A 24608-nucleotide genomic window follows, 5' to 3' on the forward strand; every position below is an offset into this window, starting at 1 on the left:
TCCTTGCTCCCTTAGCCAAACTCGGCGCCTTCGGCGTTCTCGGCCGCGCCGCGAATCGCTTTGACGTCGCTGGCGATGTCGCCGAGCTTGCGTTCGATTTTTTCCATGGGCCGCGCTTGCGTACCGATCAGACCGACCGACGCCGCGCTAAACGTGCCAACGGCGAAGTCGAGCGATTTTGAAACGCGATCGCCGACGCCCGAGAGGTCAGGAATCTTCGGCGTATCGTCGACCGGCTTGTCAGATTCGCCCGGCGCTTCGGCCGCGGCCGCTTTGTCTTTGGCCGCTTTGATCGCGTCGTTGAGTTGGCCTTCGACTTGCTCGACATAGAGACCCAGGATCGTGTCGACCGGGCCTCCCGATCGCGAGCGAGCCAAGACGCGCGCGAGTAGATCGCGATCCATCTCGGCCAGTTCGCCCCCAATGTCCTCAGCCGAGAACGCCGCCAGGATCTTCTTCGCTGCTTTGACGGCGTTGGTCCCGATCGCGTCGAACGCATTCAAAAACGCCGCCTGAATGTTGCTGGCCAGACCGACGACCGCCTGAATCCCTTCGGCGAACGCGAGCTTGACGCGCAACCACAGGATCTTCGCCGCCGCTTCGATGTCGCCGGTCTGCAGCGCCGCCTGGATCCCTTCGATCGCGGGCATGACTTGCGACTTCAAAGCGGCGAACGCGGCGCCGAGAAATTTCGCCGCAATACCAGTCCTCCAAAGATACGCGGCGATCGCGGTCCCCATCGGGACGACGATTGCGGCGACGGCCGCCAGAACAACGGCGAACGGTCCTAGTGCAGTGATCGCGGCCGTGACGCCGGTCACGATGCCCGCCCATAGGGCCGCCAATAGCGGCATGATGAACGCCAAGCCGGAGAGCGCTTGCGCGAGCCCGAACAGGATCGTCCCCAAGACGAAGATCGCGCCGCCGACGGTGAACGCCGCAGCGGCGACGGCGAATAAGATCCGGACCAGCGTCCCGTTTTTCTCGATCCACTCGCCGATCGCTTTGATGACGCTGGAAGCGAGCGTGACCATCGGAGTGATGATCGGCAAAATGGCGCTTGCCATCGACGCGGCCATGTTGCTGAAATTGGCGTGCAGCGCTTTCAGTTGGTTGGCGTAAGACGCCGCCGAGCGGATCGCGTCCCCTTGCGCGGCGGTCGTACCGCGCATGATTAGCGTCCAACGGGCCATTACCTTCTGTTGGTTCGTCGCCCCCTTGGGATCAATTCCCTGGTTTAACAGCTCTTGTTTGACCGCCGCTTCGTCGAGTACGACGCCATATTTTTTCATGACTTCGCCCGATCCAGTCAGCGCCGCGTGCAGATCGCGCAGTGAACTCGAGTCGTCGGCGATGTTGTTAAAGCTGGCTAAGTCGACCGCCAGGCCGGTCACTTGCTTGCTTAGCTCGGTTGCGGTGCCCGGCTCGAAGCCGAGCGGAACAAACAAGTCTTGCGTACCGGCCATGAAATCGGCGATCTGTTGCTTCGACCGACCGACTTGCGCGCCGAAGTCGTCGCTCCATTTTTTGACCGTGTCGGAGTTTTTCCCGAAGACGACGTTGAACTTGTTCATCGTCTCTTCTAGATCGCTCCCATACTTGAGCGTTCCCAATAAAGGGGCGCCGATCGCAGCGCCGAAACCAGCGACCGCGGCGCCGATGCGCATCATCCGTCGGCCGATCGACTCGACCGAGTTGGAGAACGCCATTAGTCGCCGTTGCGCGGCGAGCAGCGGGCCGTCTATTTTTCCTTCGACGCCCAGCTCGATGAACGCCCGGCCGGCGCGAATTCCTCCAGCGCTCATATTGTCCGCCGTGCCCGTTGGGCGCTTGGGGACTAGGCCGCAGACGGCGGCCGAGATCTATCGATTTTTGACGCTATTCGCCCACTGCTTTTCCATCAGCTTGCGAACCGTCCGTTCCGCTGGCGCCATAAAGGGCCGCGGCTGAATCGTGACCCATCGCACAAAACGACGTTTGCGACGACGGCCGGAATATATCGCGACGCGGCCGCCGTGCTCGAGCGTTTCGACCGCGTTCTGTTTCGTGTTGAACCGTAGCGGACCGATCACGACCGTCTCGCGCAGCGGCTCGAACGCGTACAATATCTTCTTCGGATTGAAGTCACCCGCGGTGTGTATCTTCGGCGGCTTTCCTGGTTGACTAACCGTTGGATCCACATATTTGCGGCCGTGCTTCCTCGCTACTTTCGCCATGCGAGCCGCTCGTTCGGCTTGCTTCGGCGTGACCCGTTTCAGCGACCAACGCGCGGTTCGTCGAACCATCGCCCCTTGTCGACCGAGCGCTCCCTTGTTCGCCCGCTTCACTGCGTCGCGAACTTTCACGCGATCAAAGAACCATTCTTTGACCGACAGCGTCAGACCGAATTGCGTCGTTGGCGGCATGCGTTACTTCTTGCCGAACATCCGGCGGAAAATCGCCCGATTTTCTTTGGTAAGCGGAATCCCTTCCGGCCGCGGTTGGCGATCGGCGAACGGATTAAAATCGTCCGCCTCGAACGCGCGGCTGCGGCGTTTCGGATCTCGATTGATCTCGGCCGTTAGCGCCATTAGCGACGCCGTTTGCGACCAGTCGTGTCGGCTGCGTCCTTCGGCCATCCAAACCAGCTCCCGCAGCGTCCGACGATCAGGATCGACGCCGGCGATCGCGGCTAGGTGGTGGAGTTGCTCCCACCAATAAGCCGCTCCAGCTCGGCGTCGATCGCGGCGTCCGCGTCCTTCCCCGCGTTCGCCAAGATCGTCTGCATCAGTTGGTTCATCTTCTCCCCCTCCAGCCGCGTCGTGATCTGCGTCGCCGCGCCCGTCTCTAGCTCGTGGATCTTGTCCAAGATCCCCTGCAGAATCGGCCGGCGACGCTTCGGGAAAAAATCGACGATCCCCGCCAGTAACGCGTCGACCGCGTGGTCGATCGCTTCGCCAGCCAGGCCGCGGCCGAAGTCTTCGTCGGTCAGCTTCTGCGCTTCGACGTCTTCGCGACAGAAAATAAAGAGAGCGTCGACCAGCGTCATCGGGTTCCCGATCATCTCGAGCAACGGCGCGTTGTCGTTGCCTTCGAGCAATTGCATCAGGTCGACGCCCAGCCGCGTCTTCAGCTCGCGCACGGTCGAGCCGTTGACGCGGACCAAAAACCGACGGCCTCGTTCGTCCGTGAACGAATTCGTTTTGGCTTTCATGGAAGGATTCTCTTGCGCTAACAGGTGGAAGGAAAGGCGACGCGCGGCGGCTTACTTCTCGACCGACTTGGTCAGAGCAGCAACCGACGCCGGCGCGATCGACGGGTTGGCCTTGCGAGCTTCTCGGCAGAGCATCGCCAGGTCAGCCGCTTTGATATGGGCGATGCGTTCGGGGTGCAGGCTATTGGCGGCTTGCTCGAGCACGTCTAGCGCTTTGCGTTCTTGTTCGTTCATGGTTTGTCGACGCCGTGGCGCCCTCCTTGGGAAAGAATGAAGTTGTGAGATTTCCGCGCCGGCCGTAGCCGTCGCTTATGCTTCGGGGATCACGTACCAATCGGGCGGAATGACAACGCCCCCTTCGACGCCGCGTGCGATGCCGCATGTCACGTCAATATTGCGGGCCGACGCGAGCGCCTGGTTGATCGGATAATCGAAGATTTCCATGATCGCGCGCAAGCCTTCGGTTCCCGGCTCGGTCACGTCGCCGTCGGCCGCGTAGAACTCGATCAGATCGCCCGACAGGAACGACGACCGTAGAATATCCAGGTCCGTTTTCAGCGACTTCCGTTGTTCGATTTGGAACGTTAAGCCGGTCGACTTGAACGTGCCGCGTTCAAACTTCCAATCGTGGTCGCGATCCATCGAGTCGGCACGATCTTTACTAAAGGGAATCGAGAGATCTTTCACCCCTTTGATCAATACCCAAACCGGCGTCTCGTGCGTGCCGGTGTTGCGGTAGAGCTTGGACAGCATGCCAAGCGGGATGTCATGTTCAAAAGGCATGTCGCCTCCTATGCGTTGCCGCGGTACGTGATGACGATTTGAGACAGATATTGCGATTCGTTGGCCAGGCGATCGGGCTCGAACAGCGGGTTGTTGACCAATTGGCCGATCCACTGCGCGCCGGCCATCGGCTCGGCTCGCAGTTGGCCGGCGTGCGGGTTTTCGACGTCGCCCGTTTCCGGCTTGTCATAGAGCCGTTTGATCCTCGCGCAGATCGACGCGACGCCGTCGATCTCGGCGACGTCGTGAACGTCGTCGATCAACTTCGTGATGATGATCCGGACCTGGATGTCATGACGGTTGCCGTCGCGGTCGTTTAGCTCGGATTCGTGCGCCCCAGGGACCACGAAGATCTTCGCCGTGGCGGTGTCTTCGGTATCGAAATAAGCCTGGTAGGCGCGCTGCGCAGCAAAGCCGAACTCGGCCAGTTTGCAGACGAGCGCGTCGGCGACTTCAATCGATCGTTCTTTGGTCGCCATGGCGTTACCCGATCCTGGTCGTGTGGATTCGCGTCAGCTCGGCGAACTGGCCGCCCACTTCGGCTTCCGGCAATCCCGGTGAGCCGGTGATCGCATACGAGCCGACGACCTCGAGCGTGTCGGGGTCTAGCTCGAAGATCTTGTGTGACTTCTTCGGCTTGATTTGTTCGCCGGCGATGACGATCGACGCCGGGGCGACCAGCCAGTCGATCGAGCGCGTGTTTTGCACGTAGCCTTCGTCGCTGGTCGCCTCGAAATCGCTCGCCCCTTTGACCGCGTCGTTGATCACGACCGATTCGGATCCGACGACGTAGCGGATGGGCGTGGGGGCCGCTTGGCGCACGGTTTTCGATAGCCAGGCGGTCGCCCCCTTTAAAAAGTTGCCCATTGCTTTACGCGCTCACCTGATCGGGACCATAAACGGCCGAGTGGTGAACGACCTTCAGGTGCGTATCGGCGTCGGCGCTCACGCCGTGCGTATGGCCGATCAGCTTGTTTGCGCCGCTGTCATCGTCGGGCGTGGCGACTTCATTAGCGGCGTCCCAGTAGACCAGGACGCGGTCGCCGATCCCGGTGCTGACGCCGGTCGCCTTCGGCATGCGATAAACGCCGCCGCCCGATCCGAGCGCGCCGAGTTGGCCGTCGGCGATGTCACGGTGGGCCATGCCGACCATGCCGCCGATCACGACGACGTCGCCGGCGGCGACGGCCGAGCCGCTCGGCGTATAGTCGAGCATCAGCGGCGAGCCTTGAATCAAAACCGCATTCATGATTGAAACTCCTTGTATCGCGGCCGCGGCCGCGTGGTGATTGAATGGATAGAGCAGGGGCGGCGAGCTGCTCGGCTCGCCGCCTAGTTGTCGATCGGCGTCGCTTACTCGCCGGCCACTTTGACGGCGCCTTCGGGCGACTCTTCGCCAAACCCAAAATCGTCATAGCCGCGCCATTGCATGCCCAACGTTTGGAAGTCGGTTTCGTCCGATTCGATGTAGGGCAATTGGCGACCGTTGAGGACGGCCATCACGAACGCGGCCAGAACTTGGGGATCGGCGAACAGGTACCACAGCGAATCGCTTTGGCCGGCGATCGCCTTGCCGTCGATGTCTTTGATGTCGGTGTTATTGAGGTACGGCGATTTGTACGGTTTGTACAAACCGGCGTGCGGGTTGCGGCTCGGCTTCCCTTTGTTCGCCGTGGTCGTAATCTCGAGCGTTTCCGACTTGTAAAGGTTGCCGGCGATCGTGTCCAACAGCGAGCCGGTCAAGATCCGCGACGGACTGACCAGGATCGGCTGGTTGTTTTTGTCGACCCGTTTACCGAACGCGGCGCGGGCCTTCGTCAGACCGTCGACCGACAGCTCCGAATCGGCGCCAGAGACTAGGTTCTTGTTGCCGACGCTAAAGAGCGTGGTCGACAAGAGCAGCTTGGCGAAGACCTCTTCCCGCTTCTTCGGGCTCATGGTGCCGAGCAGCGTTGGGATTTGCTCAAACGCCCCCAGGTCGTCGTTGTAGAAGTCTTGACGCGTCAGCGCCATGATCGTTCCATAGGTGTCGAGCTTCGACACGAATCCGGTTTCGCTGAGTCCCGAGTGTTGCAACTCGCCGTCGCTTCCTACCTTGCGATAGCCGCCCGTCGCATCGAGCCGGTAGCGGGTGTGAAGCTTGAAGTCGGAATGCGAAACGGTTCGCGTGAAGTAGGGGTGGATCACCTCTTGCGCTTCAAACGCGGCGACCATCAGCTTGTTGGCGACGGCGCCAAGGATCCCGCTTAGCGAGATCGTGGTAAAGCCGCTCGAAGCGTTGAGCGAGCTGTAGCCGTTGCCGTTCACTTGGCGATCGGCTCGCAGCGATGCGCGGATAAAATCGTTCGACTTCCGCGTGCCGCTGTAGCTGTAGCCGTTGGCTTGCAGGTGGACCAGGTCCATCAGCGCGTGGAGCGAGTTGTAACGGTGCGTGACTGTGCTCGCTTTGTCCATATCTTCGGCGCTGATGTCGCGAGCCAGAACCGCTTCCGGAACTTTGCCGAAAGACTGCGCGATCGACGCGACCAGCACGCCGGCCGTCGGAGTCTTCGCGCCGCCGGCGCCGGCATGAATCGCAAACTGGCCGCCATGGGCGCGTCCCTTGCGCATCACTTCCAGCTCGGTTCGGTCGGCGCTCCAGTTGTCGCGCATCGCCTGCGCTTCGATCTCGTTACGTACTTCCGTGTCGAGATTGCCCGCGGCGACGATCGAGCGGATCTTGTGACCGCGTTCGATCTCGGCCGCGTGTTCTGCACGGAACTCGGCCAGCAGGTTGCCGACGGTCGGCATGCTTGCACCGTCGCTTCCGGCCGATCCGCCGGCCGACGCGTTGACAGTGCCTCCGGTGGTCGTACCGCCGGCCGGTTGCCCGTCCGCTTCGGCGTCCTGCTCTTGTTGCCAGGCAGCGCGTAAAAACTGCTGTTGTGCGGCGTTAATCGTGGCGATATCGAAACCCTTCGCCGCCAACCATTGCTCAAACTTCATGACTTCGCGTCCTTCCTTGGTATGCCCGTGCTGGGCGACGACTCGTGCGCTGGTCCGGTCATCGCCGGCCAGCGTCACGAAAGAAATTTCCATCAGCTCGGCGTCGGCGACGACGTAGATCGGGCCTTTAAACGTCCGGCCGTTGACTTGCGTCCGCTCACCTTCGGCGATGAACTTGCGTTCGCCGTAAGGGGCGCCGATCGACGCCCGCCAGGGGAAGCCGTTAGCGCTCGCCCCTTTGACTTCGTCGACGTATCGGTTGGTCGCCGAGAGAACTCCTTCGGCCGTGATCCGTTGCGCTTCGATGACGATCCCGCCCGCTTCGGCGTGGCCGAGCGGTTTATTCGGATCGTGACCGAGAAAAATCGGCCGCTTGCCGCTGGCGACTTTGGTCCGCGATAGGTCGAGCACGACCGGGATCGAAAACCCCATCGGTCGCATCAGGCCGCCGGTATAGGCGACCATCTTGAACCGTTTTGGTTTGGCCGGATCGTCTTCGCCGTCGCCGGCGGCCGCCTCGATTACTTCGACCGTGCCGTCGGCTTCGAGCCAGAGCATTTTCGGTACGTCGGTTTCGACGTAAGCCGAGCCGGCTTTGATCGCTGGCGATCCGCTGGCGACTAATTTCGACGGGATACCGAGCGACGCGGCGACGGATCGTAGAAGGCTATCGCGAAACGTTTTGTAATCAGTCGGCATCTGCCGGTTCCTCTTGATCGGTGGTGGTTTCGTCGCTGCGCGTGGTGTTCGGCTGCAGCGGGTTTTCGCCAGGTAGCGGCAAGAAGATGCGGCGCCGGTTGGCGTACTGGCGACCGAGCGACGCGTAGTGTTCTTCGGGGTCGCGGTCGTTTTCGTGGCAATACTGCTCATCCGAGAGCAGGCCGGCGTTCCACAGCGCGATGTCGGCTTGGGCTTGTTTGAGCGGGTCGATATGACGAAACCGCGGCCAGCGCCAGGAATGCGACATCGCGACGAACGGTCCCATGTCATCCGGCAGCACGCCAGGAATGAGCGCGGCTTCTTCGAGCCACCAGGCGAAGATTTTGTCGAGAACTAGCAGCTCGAAGTCTTGGCGGGCCACGTCGAGCGCCTCGAAGTAGGTCTGGTGATCGAGCCGGCCGCTCGAATAGTTGTAGCCCGACGAATTGCCCGCCGCTTTGTTGAACGGCATGTTCAAGCAGCGCGCGATCTCGTTCAAAATCGCGTTGCGGAACATCTCGTACGTCGTCGTCGGTTGCTCGGCTTTGATCTGCTCGAGCTTCCAACCGGCGGGCAACGTCAGCATGGCGCGGTGCTCGAAGTCGATCACGTCCATCGCTTCGACGTCTTCGTCGGGATCCATCGCCGGCGCGTCGGAGTACATCACGCCGCCAGGGCTCGCCGCCGACTCGGCCGTCGAGATCACGGCGAGCGTAAAACGTCGCAGTTGCGCGAACAGAGGGAGAGCTGGCGTAACCCAGGGCAGGCCGTGCGCTTGGCCGGGCCGATCTTCGCGGAAGTAGTGGATCACGTCGTCAGCGTCGAAGGGGATCGCGCGGACGTCTGCGAAGCCGCGGTTGTTGCCGGGGTGGTGCGTCGTGAAGAAGTACTCAATCGGCTGGCCGTCTGCGTCGGTCCGGATCCCGTCGACGGCGCGCGGATCGTTGACCACTTCGGGCGAGCTGCAATAGTCGGTTTCGAGCACGCGAATATCGAGCTTGACCGCATGCCGCTGCCGCATGTTGGTCGTCTTCACCCCAAAAACTTCGCCGTCGATCGGCGTCGACGTCGCCATCGATCGCAGCTTGCGAGCCAGGCCGACCGACCGACACCATTGCTTAAAGGATCGTTCGACGTGTTGGTTCGCTTCCTTGCGGCCGCTGGCCGTGTTGACTTGCAGCGTCGGACCGCGGCCGATCAGGTCGTTGGCCAGGGTAAGAATGATCCCTTTGCCGAACGAGTTGTTCTCGTTGCATTCGTAACGGGCGCGGGATCGCAAGCGGCGGCGTACTTCGGGACTAGCTGCGGCCGCCGGTGAAAGGCCGTCGGCGTTCGCCCAGTGCCGTTCGTTGTCGACGGTCGTTTGGGCGGCGTCGTAACGCGCCTTGAGCATTCGACCGCGCTGGCGGAGAGCGGCGACTTCGCTCCGGTCGCCGGATTGCGGCGCGCGTAGCGGGTTGCCGTGGATGTCGACTAGATTGGCCATTGCCTGCGATCGTCGCCAGCGCTGGCGGCAGAGGGCCGCACGATATCGAGAATGCTTGCCGATGGTGGTCGGCGGTGCGTCGCGTCGGGCGACGTGCGTTAAACGGTCCCAGGCGGCCGCAGCTTTGAGATCACCAAACCGCGGCGTTTCCCTTTGGCGGCTTTCTTCGACGCCAGGTAGCGATCGGCGGCGATCAGATCCTGGATCGACCGAGCATCGGCCGAGACGCCGTCGACGCTAACGCGTTGGGGGCCGCCGGCGGCTTCCTTAATCGCTTCGCTTAGGTCGTCATCGGCCATCGATACGCCTTGATTGCGCGGTTCATGGTCTCCCAGTCGTGTGGAATGATTCTGCGCAGCATCAATCGTTCGAATCAAGCTCTAACAAAAGCGTTACGCTCGCATATCTGCGATTAGTTCCAGATATGGAATTCAAGATGAAAAGCCATTTGGCACTTCTTCGAACGGACTTGATCGGAAAAGAGATGGAATTAATGGTAATTTCAGAAGGCACACGAAAATTGCCTATTATGTGAAAACTGTACGAATATTGCGTGACACAATAGTTTTGATGAAATATAAAGCGATGCCGATCAAACTCTTTCGACACCGTGTTATTACGGTTCATTCAAAATTAAAGGAGAGAAGTTGTGGGTGATGAACTTGAGAAGCAGGACGGATCATCTTGCTGTGGAGAAAATGTTTCGCAGCTTGAAGCGTCAGATGACATAATCGAAGCTCTAAAACTGGCAATATTTGCCGCGGTTAGATCGCCAGAGCAGCAGGCGTTGCTTAGATACGTGACAGATGAGTTGCCGCAACTCGCTGCCAATCAACTTCACAATCAACTGGTATGGAGTTCGTTTGTTGATGGTGGGGCTGTGGCAAGCTGTAGGTCACTTGAGATTGGGTCGACCAATCTTCCTAAGCAGACTCGAACGCACAAGCATGGCGATTTTGATTATCGATGGGAAACACGTTCGGCTCGAACAGTTGCTTATGTTGACTTTTGCCACCCAAGTATCAACGACATTTGGAATGACGTGCGAGGTTGTGCCATCGGAGCAGCAATTTCCGCAGTTGTTTTAGCTGCTCTCACAAGCGATTATAATACTGCGAAAGCAACGTTCTACCCACTGTTTGTAGGTTGTTTACAATCAAGAATTGGTGAACGCGCAAAACAGGTTACGGTCGAATTTCGCACCGTCACCGAACGCGGATGTTGGGAGAATCATTGTTGATTGAGGCCTTGTCGAAGTTTCGCTTGAATGTTCCATTGAGCTCTCGGATCGTTCAGAGGCGTCCCTGATTCTCACTATCCATTTACCCTTTCCGTCGTCACAAACCGACGGCTACATGCGTGACACGTCCGCGACCGGATCCTCCGGCCGCGGCGGTTACGAGTGTAATAAACCGGACAATGTCCACAGCCACACGTAGGACAAAGTACGCCCGACGGCTCGGTTTCTTCAACACGATCTTTGCGCGTGACCATAGACGCAGTTGATTTCTTTTTCGCCATACGTTACTCCCAGCGCTTTTTATTGCGTAGGTCGGACAATTTCCGGCCGCCGCGTTTCTTCTTCGGCTTCTTTCCCTCGAGCCGCTCGATCAGTGCGGCGCCTTCGATCGAGCCGGCGACGCCCGCCATCACTAGGCAGTCGAGCAAGTGGTTGTCGCGGCCGACGCGTAGCTTCCATTCGTCGACCGTCCGGCCGCGTCCTTCGGTCCGCGTGCGGTACTCGGCGGCCAGGTTCTCGGCGATCATCCTGTGTCGCTGCGGCTTCGCCTGGTAGAGCGTCAACGCGCCAGGTTCGCCGAGCGGCGTCGCCAGACGATCGACCCAGAATGACTTCCAGTGATTCGCGTCGTAGATCACATGGCGCACGGTCCGCTTGCCGCGCACGCTGGGGATAATCCATTCTTGGCCGATCCGCTCGCCCGCCTTCTTCTTCGCGTCGCTGATCGGCTGGTTAGACGCGCCGACGCCGCGCCCCTTCGACGGATAGAGCCGCGCCCGGTGTGGCGATTCACGCATAAATCGCAAGATCACGTCCCACATATAACCGGCGTCGACCAGCGCGCGGCAAATTTGCATTTCCGCTCCATCGTCGCGCGTGTAACGTCGTTGCATCAGATCTTCATTAACGAACGTATCGAGCGCGTAGCGGATCCGCGCTTCGGGCGATCGCCGCCGCAACACCTTCCCCTCGACCGTCAGCTTGTCGAGCGATTGCGGCAAAGTCGCATAGGTGAAATAGTTCGTCGGTTGCTTCGGGAAGGCGCCGTAGTCGATAACCGACGCCGTGAAGTCTTCGGTCAGCGCGAGGACGACGAAATAGAGGGCGCGAAGTTGCACGTCGACGCCCGCGACGATGTACTCCGTATCGGGCGGGATCTCGCCGCACTTAAAACCGTTGACCTTGGCGGCGATCTGGTCGACGCCGAGCATTTCGCCGTCGTCGGCCATCTCATCCGGCGGATCGTTTTGATACTCGGCCAGGTAGGCGTACTCGCTGAGATGTCGCAAGTGCATCGCGTGTTGAATCGCCGAGATCTCGCCTTCGTGTTTCTTGTAACGCGACGGCCAGGCGGGCAGGGCGCCGGCGTCCATCGCGGCGCGGTTCTTGACGTAGAAGGCGCGAGCGCGATCGGGGCCGCGATCGTTCTCGAGATCTTCGTCGAGTATCTCGAAGTACTTCTCCCATAATGCGATGTTCGTCGGGTGGGCGTACATCAGTTGCGTCCGGATCCCGTGAAATTCGGGGTTCCGTTTGCGATCGAGTAGCCGGTGGGCTAGGTCGTTATTGGCGATGATCGTACAAGGGACGATCACGGCGACCGATTGACCAGGTCCAGCCAGGCCGAGCACGGCGCCGAAAATGATCCGCTCGCGTTTGTTAGTCTGGTCGATTGAGTTGGCCGATTCGTCGGTTTGCGGGTCGTCAGGAATCGCCAGGTCAGGCCGGACCGATCGCCCGTCGGCGGTGATATGTTTCAAGCCGCGGATTCGACCCGTCAGGCCGCGCGCGACGATCACGGCGCCGCTACAAGCCGCGCCGGGGATCGTGGCGAAGACGACCTTCTTCGCCTTCCACTCGATCGCGGTCGATTCGCCTTGGTAGAGTTGGCCGCGGCAACGGTGGGCGATCCCTTCCAACGCTCGAATCGGTACGCATGCTTCGGGAAAATCTTCGAGCAATAGGTCGTTGTGTTCGGCTTGCGACTTGATCGACTCGAGCAATTGAACCGCGGCGTCGGCGTCGCTTCCGATCGTGACGACGAACCGCCGGTGACCGTACAAGATCGCCCAGAGCGCGGCGCCTTCGGTGAGCGACGTCTTGCCCGATCCGCGCGGCATGGCCAGCGCGAACCGTCCGCCCGTCAAAATCGCCTCTTGCATCGCGGCAATGACCTTCAAATGGTCATCGCTCCAAGCGTGGACGAAGATCTCAGCCAGGTACGTCTCGAGAAAGAGCCGCAGATCGAGCCGGCATGCTTCTTTTCGCTCCGGATCGACGACGGCCGGCAGCGAGCCGATATCGCGGCCGCTTTTCGACTTTTCGGCCGAACGTTCGCGGGCCGCCTCCTTTTTCGTTTCGTAGGTCGCTTCGGCCGAGCGCTGGCGCTTCGCCTGGAATCGCTCGACCAGGTGGGCCAGGTACAGACCAACGTCGAGATCGGACGCATCGTTCCCCAGCTCGGCGCGATGACGGCGAAGCGTGCGCTCGCTGATGACTTTGCCGAGCGTCGTCGCGTTGACGTTGGCTAAAAAAACGCGTGGTGAGATCTGCATGCGCTTCCTTGCTCATGCGACCAGGCCGCAGCGGGCGGCCGATATCGGCTTTAGTGGTCGGTGTCGACCGAGATCGCGCGGATGACCGCGATCTGTTTCGCGCAGCCCCCCAGCGCCGGCGCTATTTGGTGGGCGAGCTTGTCGAACTCGCGGGCGCGCTGGTCGTCGTGATCCGGTCGCGGTTCGTCGATCATGACCAGGTCCGGCCGGATCCGGCCGCCGGTAGGCAGTGCGTAGATCATGCCGCGCTTGCAGCAATCGACCGACTTGAACTCGGCTGTCGCGACGTTGGGCAGAACGACGCGATCGCGGCCGAGCAGATACGCCCGTCGAGCCGCGGGAAAGTCGGCACGGATCCGCCGCGAGCGCAATAGATCGATCAGCAAGCGGGCGCTTACTTCGGCGGCGTGGCGATTGCATCCAAACACAACCGGGTAGCGCTCGTGACCGTACAACAGCGCCCACTCGACCGCGGCCGTCGTGATCGACGTGATCCCGCGGCCGCGTTTGAGCCAAGTCGACCATTGCTCGGCGTTTAATATCGCCCGCTGGATCTGGTCGATCGTCGCCAGCCGGTCAGCGCCCCAGTCATCGCCGAAGACGTCGGGGTGATACGTCTCGAGAAACAACCGCAAGTTGTAGCGGCTTTCGCGATGTCGTCCGTCGAGCAGCTCGGCCGCGCGACGTAGGATGTTGCGCACTTGCTTGGCCAGCGCGCGACAAGCGGCCGCGATCTTCTTCATCGTCGCCGCCCAGATCTTCTTCAGTCGTTCCATCGGTGCGCCCCACTTGGTCGTTTAAATGCCGGTGGCGTTGGCGATCAGCCAGGCCGAAAATTGATACAGCTCGATTTGTCCGTTGGCCAGCCGCGGCGCTCCCTCTTGAATGAGCCAGCGCACGACCGCGACGTCGACGCCGATCAGCTCGGCGAGCTTTTTTTGGGAGAGTGCTTTGCGTTTCATATAGGATCAGTACGCGACCGCAGCGCGGATGAACTGCGCTGCTAGTTGTGGAACGATAGCGTTTCCGTAACCCGCAAGCCGACCGTTGCGGTTCTTTCGCGCTGCGTCGAGTACCATTCTTTCGCGCTTGGTGCGACCTTGTCCCAGCTCACGGGGAAGCCCATGAGCCAACGGCTCATCGCCGGATTTAGGCCCAATACGGCGCCGCTTGTCGTCACGGCAGACGATTCGGCGTCCCTTCCAAGATCTTTGAAAGTCGACGTTTTTCCGATCCTTCGGATATTGTTCCGGATCGGCGTCGACCAGCTTGCTAGTTGAGCGGTGCCGTTGAGCGTGAGGTTGCGATTGAATCGAATCGTCGACGTCCAAGATCGGGTGCAGGTCGGCCAACCAGAAGATCCGTTGGCGGCGATGCGGCGCACCGACGCCCGCAGCGCACAGATCGGCGCCCCCGACTGCATAGCCCATTCTTTCCAGGTCAAGGCGAACTCCGGCGAGCCATTTTCGCCCATCTGACGACGCAACCTGCTCGCCAAAAACGACTGCAGGTTTGCACTTCTGGATAATCTTCGCGAATACCGGCCAGAGGTGCCGCTCATCTTCAAAGCCTTTGCGCCGTCCTGCCGTCGAGAACGGCTGACAGGGACACGATCCGGTCCAGACTTCTCGGTTCTTCGGCCATTCTGCGAGTTGGAGCGCGAGTGGCCAGCCGCCGATTCCGGCGAAGAAGTGGACTTGCGTGTAGCCTTGTACGTCATCGGGCGAAACCTCCTTGATATCGCGCTGGTCGACGTCGCCGGCGGGGATCAAACCGGCGGATATTAAATTTCGCAACCATTCGGCTGCGAACGGATCCCATTCGTTGTAATAGTTCACGTTGCATGCTCGTGGTGAAAAAAAGGGAAGCGGCCGCGCCTTGCTACAGCTCTGGTTTTGCTGTTTGGACTGTTACAGCTTGGCCGCTTCCCCTGGACTACGTTAGCGGCCGATCGTCGTCTGGACGCGTACAGGTCGACCGAACGGACCGCGACGAATCACGGTTTGCGTTCGCACAGGTCGGCCGATGTTGCGCGTGTTGAACGCGAACGGGTTAAAGTGCGTCGGCGCAGCGCCGAAGCCGGTCACGCCGGCCGCGGTGAACGCCGGGTTGGGCAGCGGCACGAGCTGACCGTTCGCCAATACCAAAAACGGTTGACCGTTGATGAAAACGGTCTGGCCGCCGACGTTGGTCGCGCCGAAGCTTTGAGCGCCCAAGCCGCCGCAGTGCTGCGCCTTGGCCGGCTCGATCGCCAGGGCGGCGATCACGACGATCACCGCGATCGCCAAAATTCTCGATAGTCCTTGCATCTCATTCTCCTTGATGAAATCACCCCTCAAAAAAACGCCGCGGCGAAGTGCTACGGCGCTAGAAACTGCTGCAGCTCGGCGGCCAGGTCGGCGGCTTCGCCGTCGTCGATTGTGACGCCGCTCGATTGCGGCGGCATCGCCTTTTCGACGCCCCAGCGATTCGCCAGGTCCGGCGAGATCTCGCCGCGACCGAGTGCGATCGCAATCTGTGAGCGGTTCACCTGGTCCGGCGTCAGCGATTGCGAGCCGTCGAGCACTAGCCCGGCGTTTGCCGTCGGTCCGCTATGGCACGTTGCGCATTTGTTGGCCAGGATCGATCCCGCGGCAGATTTGGCGACGCCAGGCGGTCGCGTGCCGTAGTGCTCGATTGTTTCCGACGTTCGCACGCGCGTCTCTTTGGCCGCGTCGAGTACTCGAGCGGCGCCGACGGTCGCCGAGTCGAGCGCGGCGACCGCTTTGTCTCGTTCGGCGATGATCGAAGCGACCCGTTCTTGCGTACCTTGTTCGGACGTGTAGAGATCGCGCAAGTTATCGGCCGCGGCGCCCGCCAGGTCGAGCGCTCGGTTGGTCGTGTTGTTGTACTGGTTGAGCAGCTCGCCGCGGTCCGCTTGGTTGTAGGCGTCGCTGATGCGCGAGTAACTGTAACCGTAGAGCGATCCGCCGCCATAGGCCGGCGTTTGCGTCGCGACCCCCAGCGCGCCGACGCCGCCAGGCATCAGACCATATCCGCCGCCGTAGTTGACTGACTGGCCGTAACCGTCAACGCCGAAGTTGCCGGTCATGCCAAGTGCGTCGACCGCTTTAGCAAAGTACTGTTGCTCCAGCGCCGAGCGGCGTTCCGACAGCACGTAGCGGTCGCGCTGGGCGGCGATGTCCAACAGCTTGTTCATCCAGCCAGGCGTCTGATAGTTCAGGCCGGCGAGTTGCTCGCCGCTTGGCGGATAGGCGCCGCTCTTGCTGGCCGGATTGGCGACCCGCGTATACTTCCAGCGGTAGTAATTGCGGCCGCAGTTGCAAAAGTACTCCTTCGCCCGCGTGTAGGCGTAGCCGCTCGACCACCAATAGCCGTCTCGGTACGTATAGGCGCCGAGCGTCGTGCCGCTGGCGTAGTTGTCGGCCATCGCGGCCGGTGGTTGGATCGCGGCGATCGCCGCACACATCAAGAGACTAGCCAGCAGCATTCGGACCATGGTTCCCTCCATTGGCCAGCGTCAAACGCCGGCGCATTTCCAAAACGACTTGCAAGAAATTCGCGCGCGTGATCGCTCGACCATCGAGCAGCGTCGCGACGTAGATGTCTTCAGGACGCACGCCAGCCAGCAGATCGACCGGCAGCGGCGGACAGCGGCGGCCGAGCAGCTCGGCTGCGGCGTCGACGTCGGCCGGCGGATCGATCCCCAGCTCGGCGCAGGCCGCGCGAGCGTCGACCGGCGTTTCCCAATAGCGCACGAAGAACTCGCGCGTTAGGTCGCCGAGTTGCTCCGGTTGCAACGTGTCGGTACAGCGCATGCAAAAATCGCTATAGTCGTCGCGCGTGCGGTCGATCAGCTTGCGCGGGTTCCAGCGGTACTGGCCGACGGTCCGCGTCGCCTGGTCGATCGCTTGGTCGAGCGGGGTTCCGCGCTCGCCGAAGTTGTCGAGCGGTCCAGAGAGCGTCTTGTCGACGTCCTTGGCGAACGATCGTAGGCCGCGTTCCTGGTTGATCGCGTGGCAAACAATGCAAGATTTGGCCGGCTGCAGACGAGAATCGCGAAAATGATCGTCGTCGGCGATGTTGTCGGGCGCCGAGTCTTGCCGGCGACCTTGGCCGTCGGCCAGCCAGTAAACGTGGCCGCCGTTGGGCCGTTCAATGATGATCTCGCTGGCATCATGCGCGCGGCCGTGCAAGTTGCGCGCGGGATCGTTGCCGGCGGCGACCGTCGCCAGCGCAAAATCTTCGGTGATCCAGGCCAACCCCTGGTTGTCGCTCGGTCGCGACGCCGTGCCGGGGATGATGATGATCCGCCGCGGGCTATCGGTGACCCCAGAGACGACCGAGACGGCCTTGATATCGGATCGCAGCCGCTCGGCCGTTGCGCGATCGGCACCAAACAGCGCGAGTAGCTCGGCGGACGTCGTCGGCAAGTTGAGAAACTCGTAATATTTGCCGCCGTCGACCGTTTGCAGCGCCGCACGTTGAAACTCGGCGAGCGACAACAGCGGCGTGTTGGTCAGCGTCAGCGCTTGCAGTTGCGAGCCGAACGGCTCGAACAGATCGCTGGTCGTCGCGTCGCGCTCGACGATCTTAAACCGGTACGTTTTGCCGTCGCTGGCGACATAAGGCGCCGTCGCGATCCGGATCCGCAGCGGTTCGACCAGGCGAACCGATAGCGACGCGTCGAAGATTGAGTCCCAGACGCGCATCAGGCGGAAAACGTCCGCGGTGCCATCGGCGTTGATCCGCGGCGCCAGCTCGCGCAGATCCCAGCGGATGACCGAGCCGCCGCCGAGGACCGTCGGCCGGATGACCAGCGGGTTGCGGATGTCGGCGACGCATTCGTTGACCGTGTAAACGTTCCAGCGGATTGCGTCGACGTCGGGGATCGGGTTCCAGAGGTAGCGCACGAACGGCGCCGCCGGACCGAGCGCGGCGGCGTCTTGCGCGGCGATCGCGTAGGCCGCGCGCGGATCTTGCCAGGCGGCCGGCGTTGTTTCATCGCCGGCCGCGGCAAGTAACGTTATCAAAACGACGGTCGCCGTCATTTCTAGCCTTTGCGGACCGTGAAGAAGATACCGCCATTTTGAACATCGAGTCCCGAAACAATGACCGGATCGGGCCGAAACACGAAACGACCATGCAGGCCGTCGATCGTCGCGGGGATCGTAACGTCCGGCGTTCTCGGCGTCGGTATTGGTTCCGGTTTCGGCGCAGGATCCGCGGCGGCCGATTCGAGTCCGCGGCGGATGATCTTTGCGGCGTTGGGGAATCCGCGCCCGAATTTATCGTCACGACCGACGGCGCCGAGATCGTCGACGTCTTCGATATAGGTTGGCAGCTGCGCGAAGTTGGTCGTGAGCAGCGAGCCGCGATGCCGCAGCTCGGCCGACAGGCGATTGGCGGCGACGCCGGCGACGTAAGGCGTCGCCATACTCGTTCCGCTCATTGCCTGGTAGCGATTGCCGGGGATGCCGGCGACTACTTCGACGCCGTAGCCGACGACGTCGACCGAGACGCCGCGGTTGGAAAAACGCGCCAGGTTAAACGCGCGGTCAACCGCGCCGATCGCGACGACGTCGTCATCGTAACCGGCCGGGAAGCCGGACCGATTCGCCCCTTCGTTGCCGCTGGCCGCGAAGACCAGCGCGCCGGCTTCGCGAGCTTCCCGAACGGCCGCCTCGATCGCTCGGCTGCGTTGCGACGAACCGAGCGAGAGCGAGATCACTTTACAGCCGCAGTTGACCAGGTAGCGGATCCCGGTAGCGACCGACGTGTCGGATCCGCTTCCGTTGTCGCCGAGAACTTTTGCGTGATACAGCTCGGCGTTGGGCGCGATGCCGACGGTCCGGCCGACCAGCGTCGTCGACGTGTGCGTGCCGTGGCCGTCGAGATCGTTAGCGCCGCTGCGGCTGCCGGTGAAGTCGCGTGCATCTTTGAGCGCGGTCGCCAGCTCCGGATGCGACGCATCGCAGCCGGTATCGGCGACGCCGATCTTGATCCCAGCGCCGCCGCCGCTGAATTCCCACAGCGCCGGCCACTTCGGATCGGTCACATGATAGGGGCGAGCGTCGGCGGACGACTTGAAGACCCCGTCGTGCCGCAGCACAGGGGGCGTTGTAACGAGAGTCATCGCAAAACCTTGGGTTGGATGAACGAACTTGCAAACGGGACGACGATCGCGGCGGCCGCCTACGTGGCGGCGATCAATTCCAGCAGCGGAACGACCGCCTGGAAGATCTTCCGCAAGCGCGAGCCGTCCCAGGCCATCACGTCGACCGATTGTTCGGCCGGCGATTTCGCGCGTAGGTGCTCGACGATGGTCGCTTCCATTCCAGCGGCGTCGAACGATTGCGCAGTGGAGACGGTTTGGTTGGTCAATTCGTCAAGCCGCGGCGCGATCAGGTCGCCGATCTGCTTGTCGATCGACCAGCGGGACGAATAGCCGGTCACGGTTTCGCGCTGTTTCACCAGCGAGACGATCGGCACGACCAGGTCCAGGTTGGCCGAAGCGAGACGCAAGAAGTCGAGATAGGAAAACGACATAAATCACCAATTGGGAAAGGGGGAAAACAACAGCGGCGGCGCACCCTTGCGCCGTCGCTAATTAGGTGGACGGAGTGAAGGCGAGCGAGCCGTTTTTCCACTTGGTGTTGGAAAGCGTGAACCGCTCGAGCAGTCGCTTCGCTTCGGCCAGGCGTTCGGCGTCGATCGCCGCGGCGACTTCATCGTGCAGCGTGCCGACGTCGTCGCTCGGCTTCTTGTCGACCTTGGCCGCTTCGACCTTGGCTGCGATCGCCGCCTCGAGCAGCTCGGCTTGCTCGATCACGCTGGCGAGCGTCTTCTTGCGTGTTGGCGTGGCCAGTTGGCCGAGCAGCAAGGCGAGCAGCACATCGCCGCTCAGCTTCTTGTTTTCGGCTTGCATCGTGCCGCTGTTGACGGTCAGCGTGCCGCCGATCTTCTCGACAATCTCGACGCCGTCGATCGTGCCCGACACGGTCAGTTCGAGCTTGTGGGCGCGGCCGTCGACCAGGTCGCCGCGGTCCGCTTTTTTCTTGCCGTAGACTTCGAGCGCTTTTAGGAGAATCGCTCGGCATAGTTTTTTGGTGAGTCGCATTCCTTGCGTCCTTTCGACCATGAAAAACGCCGCCGCGGCGCCTGGTAGCAGACAGGCGCCGCAGACGGCTATCGAAAGAGACGGGCGCAACCGTGCGCCGCGCGTGCGTTCGTTTTCCCTCGCCCCCAACAAAAAACGAACAGCACCTAAGCATCCCTGCTCGGCGTCTCTTTTTACGCGTGGTGATTGGCCAGAACGTTATGCGTCGCGCGTGCGTGCGCGGGCGGAAACTTTAGGCGGCCGGCTGGTCCGATGTCGCCGGAAGATTGGCGACCGAGACGGGCGGCGATTGCTCGCCCGGTTTAGGAAACGGCCGATTCTCGATAATCACTTCGGATTCGTCGATAACCAATAGCCGGCAGGGCTTCCCAAGATTGACGACGCGGCGCCCGGATAGGATCAGCGAGTGGCGGTGGTCGAGTGAAATGACCTTGCCGTTGGCTGTTTTCGGGGCTTTCGACTTGTTCAGCATGTCGACCGTCGGCTTGGGTGAAGTGCTTCCTGCCCCTTTAAGCTAGGCGCGGATAGCAAAAAAGGCAAGACGTATCATTTCTTTTTGAACGTGACTCCATTCCAATTCACTGCCAGAGTTCCCGCTAGCTTTTGAGGCCATCGGAGGTGTGAAGATGTCAGCATTTACGGTTTTCTACTCTTGGCAAAGCGTCTTGGATCGAAAGATAACGAGAGATCTGATTCATGATGCAGCAATAATCGCGGTTAATGCATTAAAGCTTCCCGAGATTGGATTGGTGGATTCTCCACGGCTGGACCATGACACGAAAGATCATTCTGGTGCCCCAGCAATTTCCGAAACGATTTTTGGGAAGATAGATCAAAGCGCGGTCTTTATCGCCGATTTGTCTTTCATTGGTCAGTCCTTCGAAGAAGAAAAGCCCCGAAAGCTTCCCAATTCTAACGTCCTTGTCGAGCTGGGATATGCAGCAAAATCGATTGGTTGGGATCGCATTATACTTGTGATGAATACAGCATTTGGTGATCCAAAGGAATTACCGTTTGATTTGTTGCACCGGCGATTTCCAATAACTTTCGAGGTCAAATCAAGAGACAAACTCCAAATAGAACGAGAGCGAAAGAAGCTTAGCAATACGCTCTGGCAGGCGATTTCGATGTGTGATGCCGCTCAGCATCAACGGACGATCCAAATAATGCGGAAGCTCGATTCTCTTTCGATTGAAACGCTTAGACGCTTTGAGCATGGGCCATTCATCGTGATGAATGATCCGAAGAATTTGGGAACGTCCGTTAACTTTATTCGAGTGATGACTTCAATAAACCGGCTATTGGATTTCGAAGCGATCGAGTGTGTTTATGACCAAAATTCGAAGGCACTTCAGGCATACTGCTTGACTTATCTCGGTAGGAAACTGACGAAGATTCTGGGCATCAACGCGAAAGTGCCGCCATGCTAGATTCCTCAGTGGGCGACCTCCTCACGCTGGCGATCGGCGGCGAAGCCTGGTTTCGACTTGTCTGGTTGCGGGCATTCGGCATAGATTTGCTCGATCTCGGAGAGCCTTGCGGCGATCGCGTACGTTTCGAGCTGCGTCAGCGAGCGGCCGGGGAATTTTTTATCGAGTTGGTCGACGACGGCGCCAATCAGCGCCATCGACACGACGCCAGGGGCCGCATCGTGTGTTCTGCGTACGAAACCGGAGGGAGTTTGGCGTTTCTCGATCGCGGGCAATTTCTTCATGCGTTGGTTTCCTTCGTGAGTGACATTTGACGGGGTGGCGTCTTCGGCTGGACGCCGACGTTGCGAACGGCTTCGACGTGCCGACAGGTCCGCCGCTGGCCGTTTTTGCGAAACTCGCTACAGGGGCAATACGTGGTCAGTCCTAGCAGCACGGTAAACGTTTGGCCGTCGCGACCGCAGCGCACGCGGGCCTCGACTTGCGTAAATTTGACTTCGTTTTGAACGACGTCGTTCAATGCGATCACGTTCGCCTCCTTAGCTTGTGTGACGTGGCGTTGATAATCTGTACTGCTGACGTTTCACCTTGGCCAGCATTTGCCGCAGCTCGACAACGTAACCAGGCAGGCGAACGAGCGCTTCGGCGTTGTGATCGACTTCGATCGACGAAACGTGCATCTGGACGCCGCACATGCAACTATGCAGCGCGTGAACGCGGGCGCCTGGTTGGATGCGCTGCGCTTCGCCGATCGCGGCGCGTGCATCGTTGAGAATTCGCGCCACTTCTGCGGCGTCCGCTTGGGGGCTAGCGGTGGTCATCGTTCGGGCCTTTCGGTTTCGGTTTGAGGTTCAAGAGTTGGACCGCTTCGGCGACCGCCTGCAGGTGATCGTGGCCGCCTGGTTGCGCGTGAAATAGCCGATAAATGCGAGCACGCAAGCCGCTTGGCAAGCGATACCAGTGCGGGGCGCAGGCGACCAGATCGACGCCGATCTGGTTTTCGCAGCCGTCGACCGGGCATTTTTTGAAGTTGTTGGTCATCGTTCGTTTTGCTCCTTGGATGGGTTCACCACTGTCCGCCGGCGGCGCGGATCTTCTTCCCGAAAACGGCGTTGAAATAGGCGCCCGGCGCCGTCGTGAAGCCGTCGCGTTCGGCTATGCTTCGGATCGTGTCTAACAGCGATTCGATTGCGCCGCTGATCTCGCAGCCGTTCGTCTCGGCGTTGTCCCAAACGCGGCCGGCGCGATTCGCGAAACCTTGGTCGACTCGATTTTTCGCCGGCGTCTGGCAAACGTTCTCGGCGTATTGAATCGCGGTCAGGATCCGCGCCGATCGCGCGATGACCCGTTGGTGGCGCTGGCGTTCCAGCTCGACCGGATTGGCGTAGAGCTTGCCGACTTCGTTCATCGCCGCGCCGATCGGTTGCGGGCCGTCGGCGTCGAAACTCGGCCGCGGTTGCGAGCGGTCCGGCGATGCGCCCCTTGGCGCTTGGTTGGGTGTTGTTCTTGAGTTTGGGATTGAAGTAGAGAAAGGTTTGTTTTCTTGGTTCTTGATGTCAGAAGGGGGGCGTGTTTTAAGCCGCTCGACTTCGTGGTCGCTTGGTGGCACGCTAGGCGATCGAGTGGCGTAACCTTGGGTTTGGTCACGGTTTGCGCCGTGATCGACTCGCCGCGCCACTTGTGGCGCAGAATCCGCGTGCGGACGTGGATCCGCAGCCGGCGCAGGATCCGCGACCGGAATCGGATCCACTTCCGGCGCAGGATCCGACGGCGGCGCGATCGGGCGCGACGTGGCGGCGACCGCGTGCGCGACTTTGAGCGTCTCGATCGGTCGCCGATGTCGCTCGGCGTGGACCGTGATCGCGTTGTGCACGGTGACGCGCGTCGTCGTGATCCCTTGGTCGACGTAAGTCAGCTCACGGGCGATCAGGCCGATCTCTTCGAGCCGCTCGATCGCCCTCCGGAGCGATTGTTGCGATAGGTGGAACTTGGCGTGATCGTGTGCGACCGCGACGTCAATCGCGCCCGGCTCTTGGCCGAGCGCGTCCCATAGTCGGCGATAGGTCGCAAGGGCCGGCAGCGTCATGCGCGGCCAAGCCTCGAGCGTGGTTAGAAGTTGGTTGTAGCTCGCGTGGTCTTCCATGGTGCTCCCTTCCTGGTTGCGTTACGCTTTGCGCGTCTCCGTGTTGCGAGAGCAGCCTCGGCCGCCTCGTTTGCCGCGGCGTCGTTTCTTCGGCGTTTCCTTCACGCATGCCGCCAGCGGTTGCGGCGTTTCGTCGACTGGCGGCGCGAGCTGAGGCGCTTGGTCTTCGGCTTCGAGATCGTTCTGATCGGCGTCGACGATCTCCGCACGCAAGATCCGCACGCCGTTCGGCGCGCGAAAATCGAGCCGAACCGTGCTTCCTTTGATCTTTAAAATCTTGACAAAGACGTCGTCGCCGATTTGGATTTGTTCGTTTTCGCGACGGGTGAGAACTAGACCCATTTTGAAACCTTCCGTGGTGTTGTTTAGATGAAACGCGGCGACGACGATCGTCGCCGCGGGGGCGTGTTTCCGATCCGCTCGATCAATTGCGGGCGGTCGTTTCGGCGACGTGTTGCCGGCCGATCTCACGACCGGCGTGCATCAGTTTTTCGAGTTGCTCGCGAAACGCGTCGATTAGTTCGGCGAGTTGTCGATTGAGCGCGCTCACGGTTTCGACCGACGGCAACGGCTTTGTCTTGCCGTGCATTTGCTCGTATTCGATGCGAAAACGTTCCATGTTCACCGGCTCGCGATAGACCCCCGCGGCGCCTTCCAAGAGCTGGACCATCAGTGCCGTTGACTTGTCGCCGGTCGCAACGAGTACGAGCTTCGTCGCCGCTTCGAGCCAAGTCTTCGCCGCATGCTCGACCAAGCGAGCTCGCATCATTCCGCCAATCAAGTCGCCTGCCGCAGCCGCTTCGCTGAGGTGTTTACGCAGGATCCGGTCGAGCTTCTCGTTGGCGGCTTTCGTTCGTTCATTCATGGTCAAAATTTCCTCCGTGGAAACGTCGCGCCGCAGAGGCGCAAAAAAAGCCGACGCGGCGAGCCGAACCTCAAGGTTCAGGGGGAAACTTGCCGCGCCGGTGTCGAGC

Annotated in this window: 32 protein-coding genes; 2 read left to right on the forward strand and 30 right to left on the reverse strand. The window is 60.8% G+C overall.

The features are described 5' to 3' along the window. Positions 1–11: 11 nt before the first annotated feature. From SH421x_RS04710 to SH421x_RS04765, 12 genes are all read right to left on the reverse strand, one after another. Positions 12–1805: a hypothetical protein gene (locus SH421x_RS04710; protein ID WP_488854243.1), complete on the reverse strand. Its 1794-nt coding sequence runs from the start codon at positions 1803–1805 to the stop codon at positions 12–14. Positions 1806–1862: 57 nt separating this feature from the next. Continuing rightward, positions 1863–2405, reverse strand: coding sequence for a hypothetical protein (locus SH421x_RS04715; protein WP_488854244.1), 543 nt, complete (start codon positions 2403–2405; stop codon positions 1863–1865). A gap of 3 nt (positions 2406–2408) precedes the next feature. Continuing rightward, the gene (locus tag SH421x_RS04720) at positions 2409–2618 is read right to left on the reverse strand and encodes a hypothetical protein (RefSeq protein WP_488854245.1); all 210 of its coding nucleotides are present in this window, start codon (positions 2616–2618) and stop codon (positions 2409–2411) included. 53 nt (positions 2619–2671) lie between these two features. Next, entirely contained in the window at positions 2672–3193 is a 522-nt protein-coding gene (locus tag SH421x_RS04725; RefSeq protein ID WP_488854246.1) for a hypothetical protein, read from the reverse strand. Between the two features lie 51 nt (positions 3194–3244). After that, on the reverse strand, positions 3245–3427 hold the full coding sequence (locus tag SH421x_RS04730; protein ID WP_488854247.1) for a hypothetical protein: 183 nt from the start codon (positions 3425–3427) through the stop codon (positions 3245–3247). Between the two features lie 75 nt (positions 3428–3502). Beyond that, positions 3503–3976, reverse strand: a complete 474-nt coding sequence (locus SH421x_RS04735) for a hypothetical protein (RefSeq protein WP_488854248.1) — start codon at positions 3974–3976, stop codon at positions 3503–3505. Positions 3977–3984: 8 nt separating this feature from the next. Then, positions 3985–4455 (reverse strand): hypothetical protein, encoded by a 471-nt coding sequence (locus tag SH421x_RS04740; protein WP_488854249.1) that lies wholly within the window; start codon positions 4453–4455, stop codon positions 3985–3987. A 4-nt stretch (positions 4456–4459) separates the two neighbouring features. After that, on the reverse strand, positions 4460–4843 hold the full coding sequence (locus tag SH421x_RS04745; protein WP_488854250.1) for a hypothetical protein: 384 nt from the start codon (positions 4841–4843) through the stop codon (positions 4460–4462). A gap of 4 nt (positions 4844–4847) precedes the next feature. Continuing rightward, on the reverse strand, positions 4848–5225 hold the full coding sequence (locus SH421x_RS04750; RefSeq protein ID WP_488854251.1) for a DUF2190 family protein: 378 nt from the start codon (positions 5223–5225) through the stop codon (positions 4848–4850). A 104-nt stretch (positions 5226–5329) separates the two neighbouring features. After that, positions 5330–7660 (reverse strand): phage major capsid protein, encoded by a 2331-nt coding sequence (locus SH421x_RS04755; RefSeq protein WP_488854252.1) that lies wholly within the window; start codon positions 7658–7660, stop codon positions 5330–5332. Continuing rightward, positions 7650–9146 (reverse strand): phage portal protein, encoded by a 1497-nt coding sequence (locus SH421x_RS04760; RefSeq protein ID WP_488854253.1) that lies wholly within the window; start codon positions 9144–9146, stop codon positions 7650–7652. Before SH421x_RS04760 ends, SH421x_RS04755 begins: the two co-directional genes overlap by 11 nt. 98 nt (positions 9147–9244) lie before the next feature. Beyond that, entirely contained in the window at positions 9245–9445 is a 201-nt protein-coding gene (locus SH421x_RS04765) for a hypothetical protein (protein ID WP_488854254.1), read from the reverse strand. A gap of 350 nt (positions 9446–9795) precedes the next feature. Here SH421x_RS04765 and SH421x_RS04770 point away from each other — a divergent pair, with 350 nt between their 5' ends. Continuing rightward, a complete protein-coding gene (locus SH421x_RS04770) occupies positions 9796–10386 on the forward strand; it encodes a hypothetical protein (protein ID WP_488854255.1) in 591 nt (196 codons plus the stop codon). A gap of 284 nt (positions 10387–10670) precedes the next feature. On the opposite strand, the gene SH421x_RS04775 is transcribed toward SH421x_RS04770, so the two are convergent. From SH421x_RS04775 to SH421x_RS04825, 11 genes are all read right to left on the reverse strand, one after another. Next, a complete protein-coding gene (locus tag SH421x_RS04775) occupies positions 10671–12941 on the reverse strand; it encodes a terminase gpA endonuclease subunit (protein WP_488854256.1) in 2271 nt (756 codons plus the stop codon). 50 nt (positions 12942–12991) lie between these two features. Then, on the reverse strand, positions 12992–13717 hold the full coding sequence (locus SH421x_RS04780) for a hypothetical protein (RefSeq protein ID WP_488854257.1): 726 nt from the start codon (positions 13715–13717) through the stop codon (positions 12992–12994). A gap of 21 nt (positions 13718–13738) precedes the next feature. Continuing rightward, positions 13739–13903, reverse strand: a complete 165-nt coding sequence (locus SH421x_RS04785; protein WP_488854258.1) for a hypothetical protein — start codon at positions 13901–13903, stop codon at positions 13739–13741. A 6-nt stretch (positions 13904–13909) separates the two neighbouring features. Beyond that, positions 13910–14779 carry a DNA cytosine methyltransferase gene (locus SH421x_RS04790; RefSeq protein WP_488854259.1) on the reverse strand — a complete coding sequence of 290 codons (870 nt, stop codon included), beginning with the start codon at positions 14777–14779 and terminating at the stop codon, positions 13910–13912. A gap of 102 nt (positions 14780–14881) precedes the next feature. Further along, a complete protein-coding gene (locus SH421x_RS04795) occupies positions 14882–15250 on the reverse strand; it encodes a hypothetical protein (RefSeq protein ID WP_488854260.1) in 369 nt (122 codons plus the stop codon). Positions 15251–15300: 50 nt separating this feature from the next. Next, entirely contained in the window at positions 15301–16440 is a 1140-nt protein-coding gene (locus tag SH421x_RS04800; protein ID WP_488854261.1) for a hypothetical protein, read from the reverse strand. Further along, on the reverse strand, positions 16418–17992 hold the full coding sequence (locus tag SH421x_RS04805) for a hypothetical protein (protein ID WP_488854262.1): 1575 nt from the start codon (positions 17990–17992) through the stop codon (positions 16418–16420). The genes SH421x_RS04800 and SH421x_RS04805 overlap by 23 nt, the downstream gene beginning before the upstream one ends. 2 nt (positions 17993–17994) lie before the next feature. Beyond that, positions 17995–19077 (reverse strand): S8 family serine peptidase, encoded by a 1083-nt coding sequence (locus tag SH421x_RS04810; RefSeq protein ID WP_488854263.1) that lies wholly within the window; start codon positions 19075–19077, stop codon positions 17995–17997. A gap of 59 nt (positions 19078–19136) precedes the next feature. Continuing rightward, positions 19137–19490: a hypothetical protein gene (locus SH421x_RS04815; RefSeq protein ID WP_488854264.1), complete on the reverse strand. Its 354-nt coding sequence runs from the start codon at positions 19488–19490 to the stop codon at positions 19137–19139. A gap of 61 nt (positions 19491–19551) precedes the next feature. After that, the gene (locus tag SH421x_RS04820; RefSeq protein WP_488854265.1) at positions 19552–20061 is read right to left on the reverse strand and encodes a hypothetical protein; all 510 of its coding nucleotides are present in this window, start codon (positions 20059–20061) and stop codon (positions 19552–19554) included. A gap of 232 nt (positions 20062–20293) precedes the next feature. Then, positions 20294–20533 carry a hypothetical protein gene (locus SH421x_RS04825; protein WP_488854266.1) on the reverse strand — a complete coding sequence of 80 codons (240 nt, stop codon included), beginning with the start codon at positions 20531–20533 and terminating at the stop codon, positions 20294–20296. A gap of 154 nt (positions 20534–20687) precedes the next feature. Between SH421x_RS04825 and SH421x_RS04830 the strand changes: the two genes are divergently transcribed. Further along, on the forward strand, positions 20688–21491 hold the full coding sequence (locus SH421x_RS04830) for a hypothetical protein (protein WP_488854267.1): 804 nt from the start codon (positions 20688–20690) through the stop codon (positions 21489–21491). A gap of 5 nt (positions 21492–21496) precedes the next feature. On the opposite strand, the gene SH421x_RS04835 is transcribed toward SH421x_RS04830, so the two are convergent. The 7 genes from SH421x_RS04835 to SH421x_RS04865 all read right to left on the reverse strand — a co-directional run bounded on the left by SH421x_RS04835 (position 21497) and on the right by SH421x_RS04865 (position 24499). Further along, positions 21497–21775, reverse strand: a complete 279-nt coding sequence (locus SH421x_RS04835) for a hypothetical protein (RefSeq protein WP_488854268.1) — start codon at positions 21773–21775, stop codon at positions 21497–21499. Further along, a complete protein-coding gene (locus tag SH421x_RS04840; RefSeq protein WP_488854269.1) occupies positions 21772–22020 on the reverse strand; it encodes a hypothetical protein in 249 nt (82 codons plus the stop codon). Before SH421x_RS04840 ends, SH421x_RS04835 begins: the two co-directional genes overlap by 4 nt. 10 nt (positions 22021–22030) lie before the next feature. Then, positions 22031–22312 carry a hypothetical protein gene (locus tag SH421x_RS04845; protein ID WP_488854270.1) on the reverse strand — a complete coding sequence of 94 codons (282 nt, stop codon included), beginning with the start codon at positions 22310–22312 and terminating at the stop codon, positions 22031–22033. Further along, complete coding sequence (locus SH421x_RS04850; RefSeq protein ID WP_488854271.1) at positions 22299–22532, reverse strand: hypothetical protein; 234 nt, start codon at positions 22530–22532, stop codon at positions 22299–22301. Before SH421x_RS04850 ends, SH421x_RS04845 begins: the two co-directional genes overlap by 14 nt. A gap of 25 nt (positions 22533–22557) precedes the next feature. Continuing rightward, positions 22558–23634, reverse strand: coding sequence for a hypothetical protein (locus tag SH421x_RS04855; protein WP_488854272.1), 1077 nt, complete (start codon positions 23632–23634; stop codon positions 22558–22560). A 21-nt stretch (positions 23635–23655) separates the two neighbouring features. Continuing rightward, the gene (locus SH421x_RS04860) at positions 23656–23976 is read right to left on the reverse strand and encodes a carbon storage regulator (protein WP_488854273.1); all 321 of its coding nucleotides are present in this window, start codon (positions 23974–23976) and stop codon (positions 23656–23658) included. 82 nt (positions 23977–24058) lie between these two features. Further along, positions 24059–24499 carry a hypothetical protein gene (locus SH421x_RS04865; RefSeq protein WP_488854274.1) on the reverse strand — a complete coding sequence of 147 codons (441 nt, stop codon included), beginning with the start codon at positions 24497–24499 and terminating at the stop codon, positions 24059–24061. Between the last annotated feature and the right edge of the window lie 109 nt (positions 24500–24608).

The organism is Blastopirellula sp. SH421 (assembly GCF_057808535.1).

Bases quoted from the DNA above. Each gene is read 5' to 3' on its own strand.
- SH421x_RS04820 (WP_488854265.1), bottom strand. From the start codon at position 20,061: ATGCGACTCACCAAAAAACTATGCCGAGCGATTCTCCTAAAAGCGCTC.
- SH421x_RS04830 (WP_488854267.1), top strand. From the start codon at position 20,688: ATGTCAGCATTTACGGTTTTCTACTCTTGGCAAAGCGTCTTGGATCGA.
- SH421x_RS04750 (WP_488854251.1), bottom strand. From the start codon at position 5,225: ATGAATGCGGTTTTGATTCAAGGCTCGCCGCTGATGCTCGACTATACG.
- SH421x_RS04780 (WP_488854257.1), bottom strand. From the start codon at position 13,717: ATGGAACGACTGAAGAAGATCTGGGCGGCGACGATGAAGAAGATCGCG.
- SH421x_RS04825 (WP_488854266.1), bottom strand. From the start codon at position 20,533: ATGCTGAACAAGTCGAAAGCCCCGAAAACAGCCAACGGCAAGGTCATT.
- SH421x_RS04710 (WP_488854243.1), bottom strand. From the start codon at position 1,805: ATGAGCGCTGGAGGAATTCGCGCCGGCCGGGCGTTCATCGAGCTGGGC.
- SH421x_RS04760 (WP_488854253.1), bottom strand. From the start codon at position 9,146: ATGGCCAATCTAGTCGACATCCACGGCAACCCGCTACGCGCGCCGCAA.
- SH421x_RS04730 (WP_488854247.1), bottom strand. From the start codon at position 3,427: ATGAACGAACAAGAACGCAAAGCGCTAGACGTGCTCGAGCAAGCCGCC.
- SH421x_RS04795 (WP_488854260.1), bottom strand. From the start codon at position 15,250: ATGCAAGGACTATCGAGAATTTTGGCGATCGCGGTGATCGTCGTGATC.
- SH421x_RS04725 (WP_488854246.1), bottom strand. From the start codon at position 3,193: ATGAAAGCCAAAACGAATTCGTTCACGGACGAACGAGGCCGTCGGTTT.
- SH421x_RS04740 (WP_488854249.1), bottom strand. From the start codon at position 4,455: ATGGCGACCAAAGAACGATCGATTGAAGTCGCCGACGCGCTCGTCTGC.
- SH421x_RS04810 (WP_488854263.1), bottom strand. From the start codon at position 19,077: ATGACTCTCGTTACAACGCCCCCTGTGCTGCGGCACGACGGGGTCTTC.
- SH421x_RS04835 (WP_488854268.1), bottom strand. From the start codon at position 21,775: ATGAAGAAATTGCCCGCGATCGAGAAACGCCAAACTCCCTCCGGTTTC.
- SH421x_RS04850 (WP_488854271.1), bottom strand. From the start codon at position 22,532: ATGACCAACAACTTCAAAAAATGCCCGGTCGACGGCTGCGAAAACCAG.
- SH421x_RS04855 (WP_488854272.1), bottom strand. From the start codon at position 23,634: ATGGAAGACCACGCGAGCTACAACCAACTTCTAACCACGCTCGAGGCT.
- SH421x_RS04860 (WP_488854273.1), bottom strand. From the start codon at position 23,976: ATGGGTCTAGTTCTCACCCGTCGCGAAAACGAACAAATCCAAATCGGC.
- SH421x_RS04715 (WP_488854244.1), bottom strand. From the start codon at position 2,405: ATGCCGCCAACGACGCAATTCGGTCTGACGCTGTCGGTCAAAGAATGG.
- SH421x_RS04805 (WP_488854262.1), bottom strand. From the start codon at position 17,992: ATGACGGCGACCGTCGTTTTGATAACGTTACTTGCCGCGGCCGGCGAT.
- SH421x_RS04755 (WP_488854252.1), bottom strand. From the start codon at position 7,660: ATGCCGACTGATTACAAAACGTTTCGCGATAGCCTTCTACGATCCGTC.
- SH421x_RS04720 (WP_488854245.1), bottom strand. From the start codon at position 2,618: ATGGCCGAAGGACGCAGCCGACACGACTGGTCGCAAACGGCGTCGCTA.
- SH421x_RS04800 (WP_488854261.1), bottom strand. From the start codon at position 16,440: ATGGTCCGAATGCTGCTGGCTAGTCTCTTGATGTGTGCGGCGATCGCC.
- SH421x_RS04775 (WP_488854256.1), bottom strand. From the start codon at position 12,941: ATGCAGATCTCACCACGCGTTTTTTTAGCCAACGTCAACGCGACGACG.
- SH421x_RS04785 (WP_488854258.1), bottom strand. From the start codon at position 13,903: ATGAAACGCAAAGCACTCTCCCAAAAAAAGCTCGCCGAGCTGATCGGC.
- SH421x_RS04745 (WP_488854250.1), bottom strand. From the start codon at position 4,843: ATGGGCAACTTTTTAAAGGGGGCGACCGCCTGGCTATCGAAAACCGTG.
- SH421x_RS04865 (WP_488854274.1), bottom strand. From the start codon at position 24,499: ATGAATGAACGAACGAAAGCCGCCAACGAGAAGCTCGACCGGATCCTG.
- SH421x_RS04845 (WP_488854270.1), bottom strand. From the start codon at position 22,312: ATGACCACCGCTAGCCCCCAAGCGGACGCCGCAGAAGTGGCGCGAATT.
- SH421x_RS04735 (WP_488854248.1), bottom strand. From the start codon at position 3,976: ATGCCTTTTGAACATGACATCCCGCTTGGCATGCTGTCCAAGCTCTAC.
- SH421x_RS04765 (WP_488854254.1), bottom strand. From the start codon at position 9,445: ATGGCCGATGACGACCTAAGCGAAGCGATTAAGGAAGCCGCCGGCGGC.
- SH421x_RS04815 (WP_488854264.1), bottom strand. From the start codon at position 19,490: ATGTCGTTTTCCTATCTCGACTTCTTGCGTCTCGCTTCGGCCAACCTG.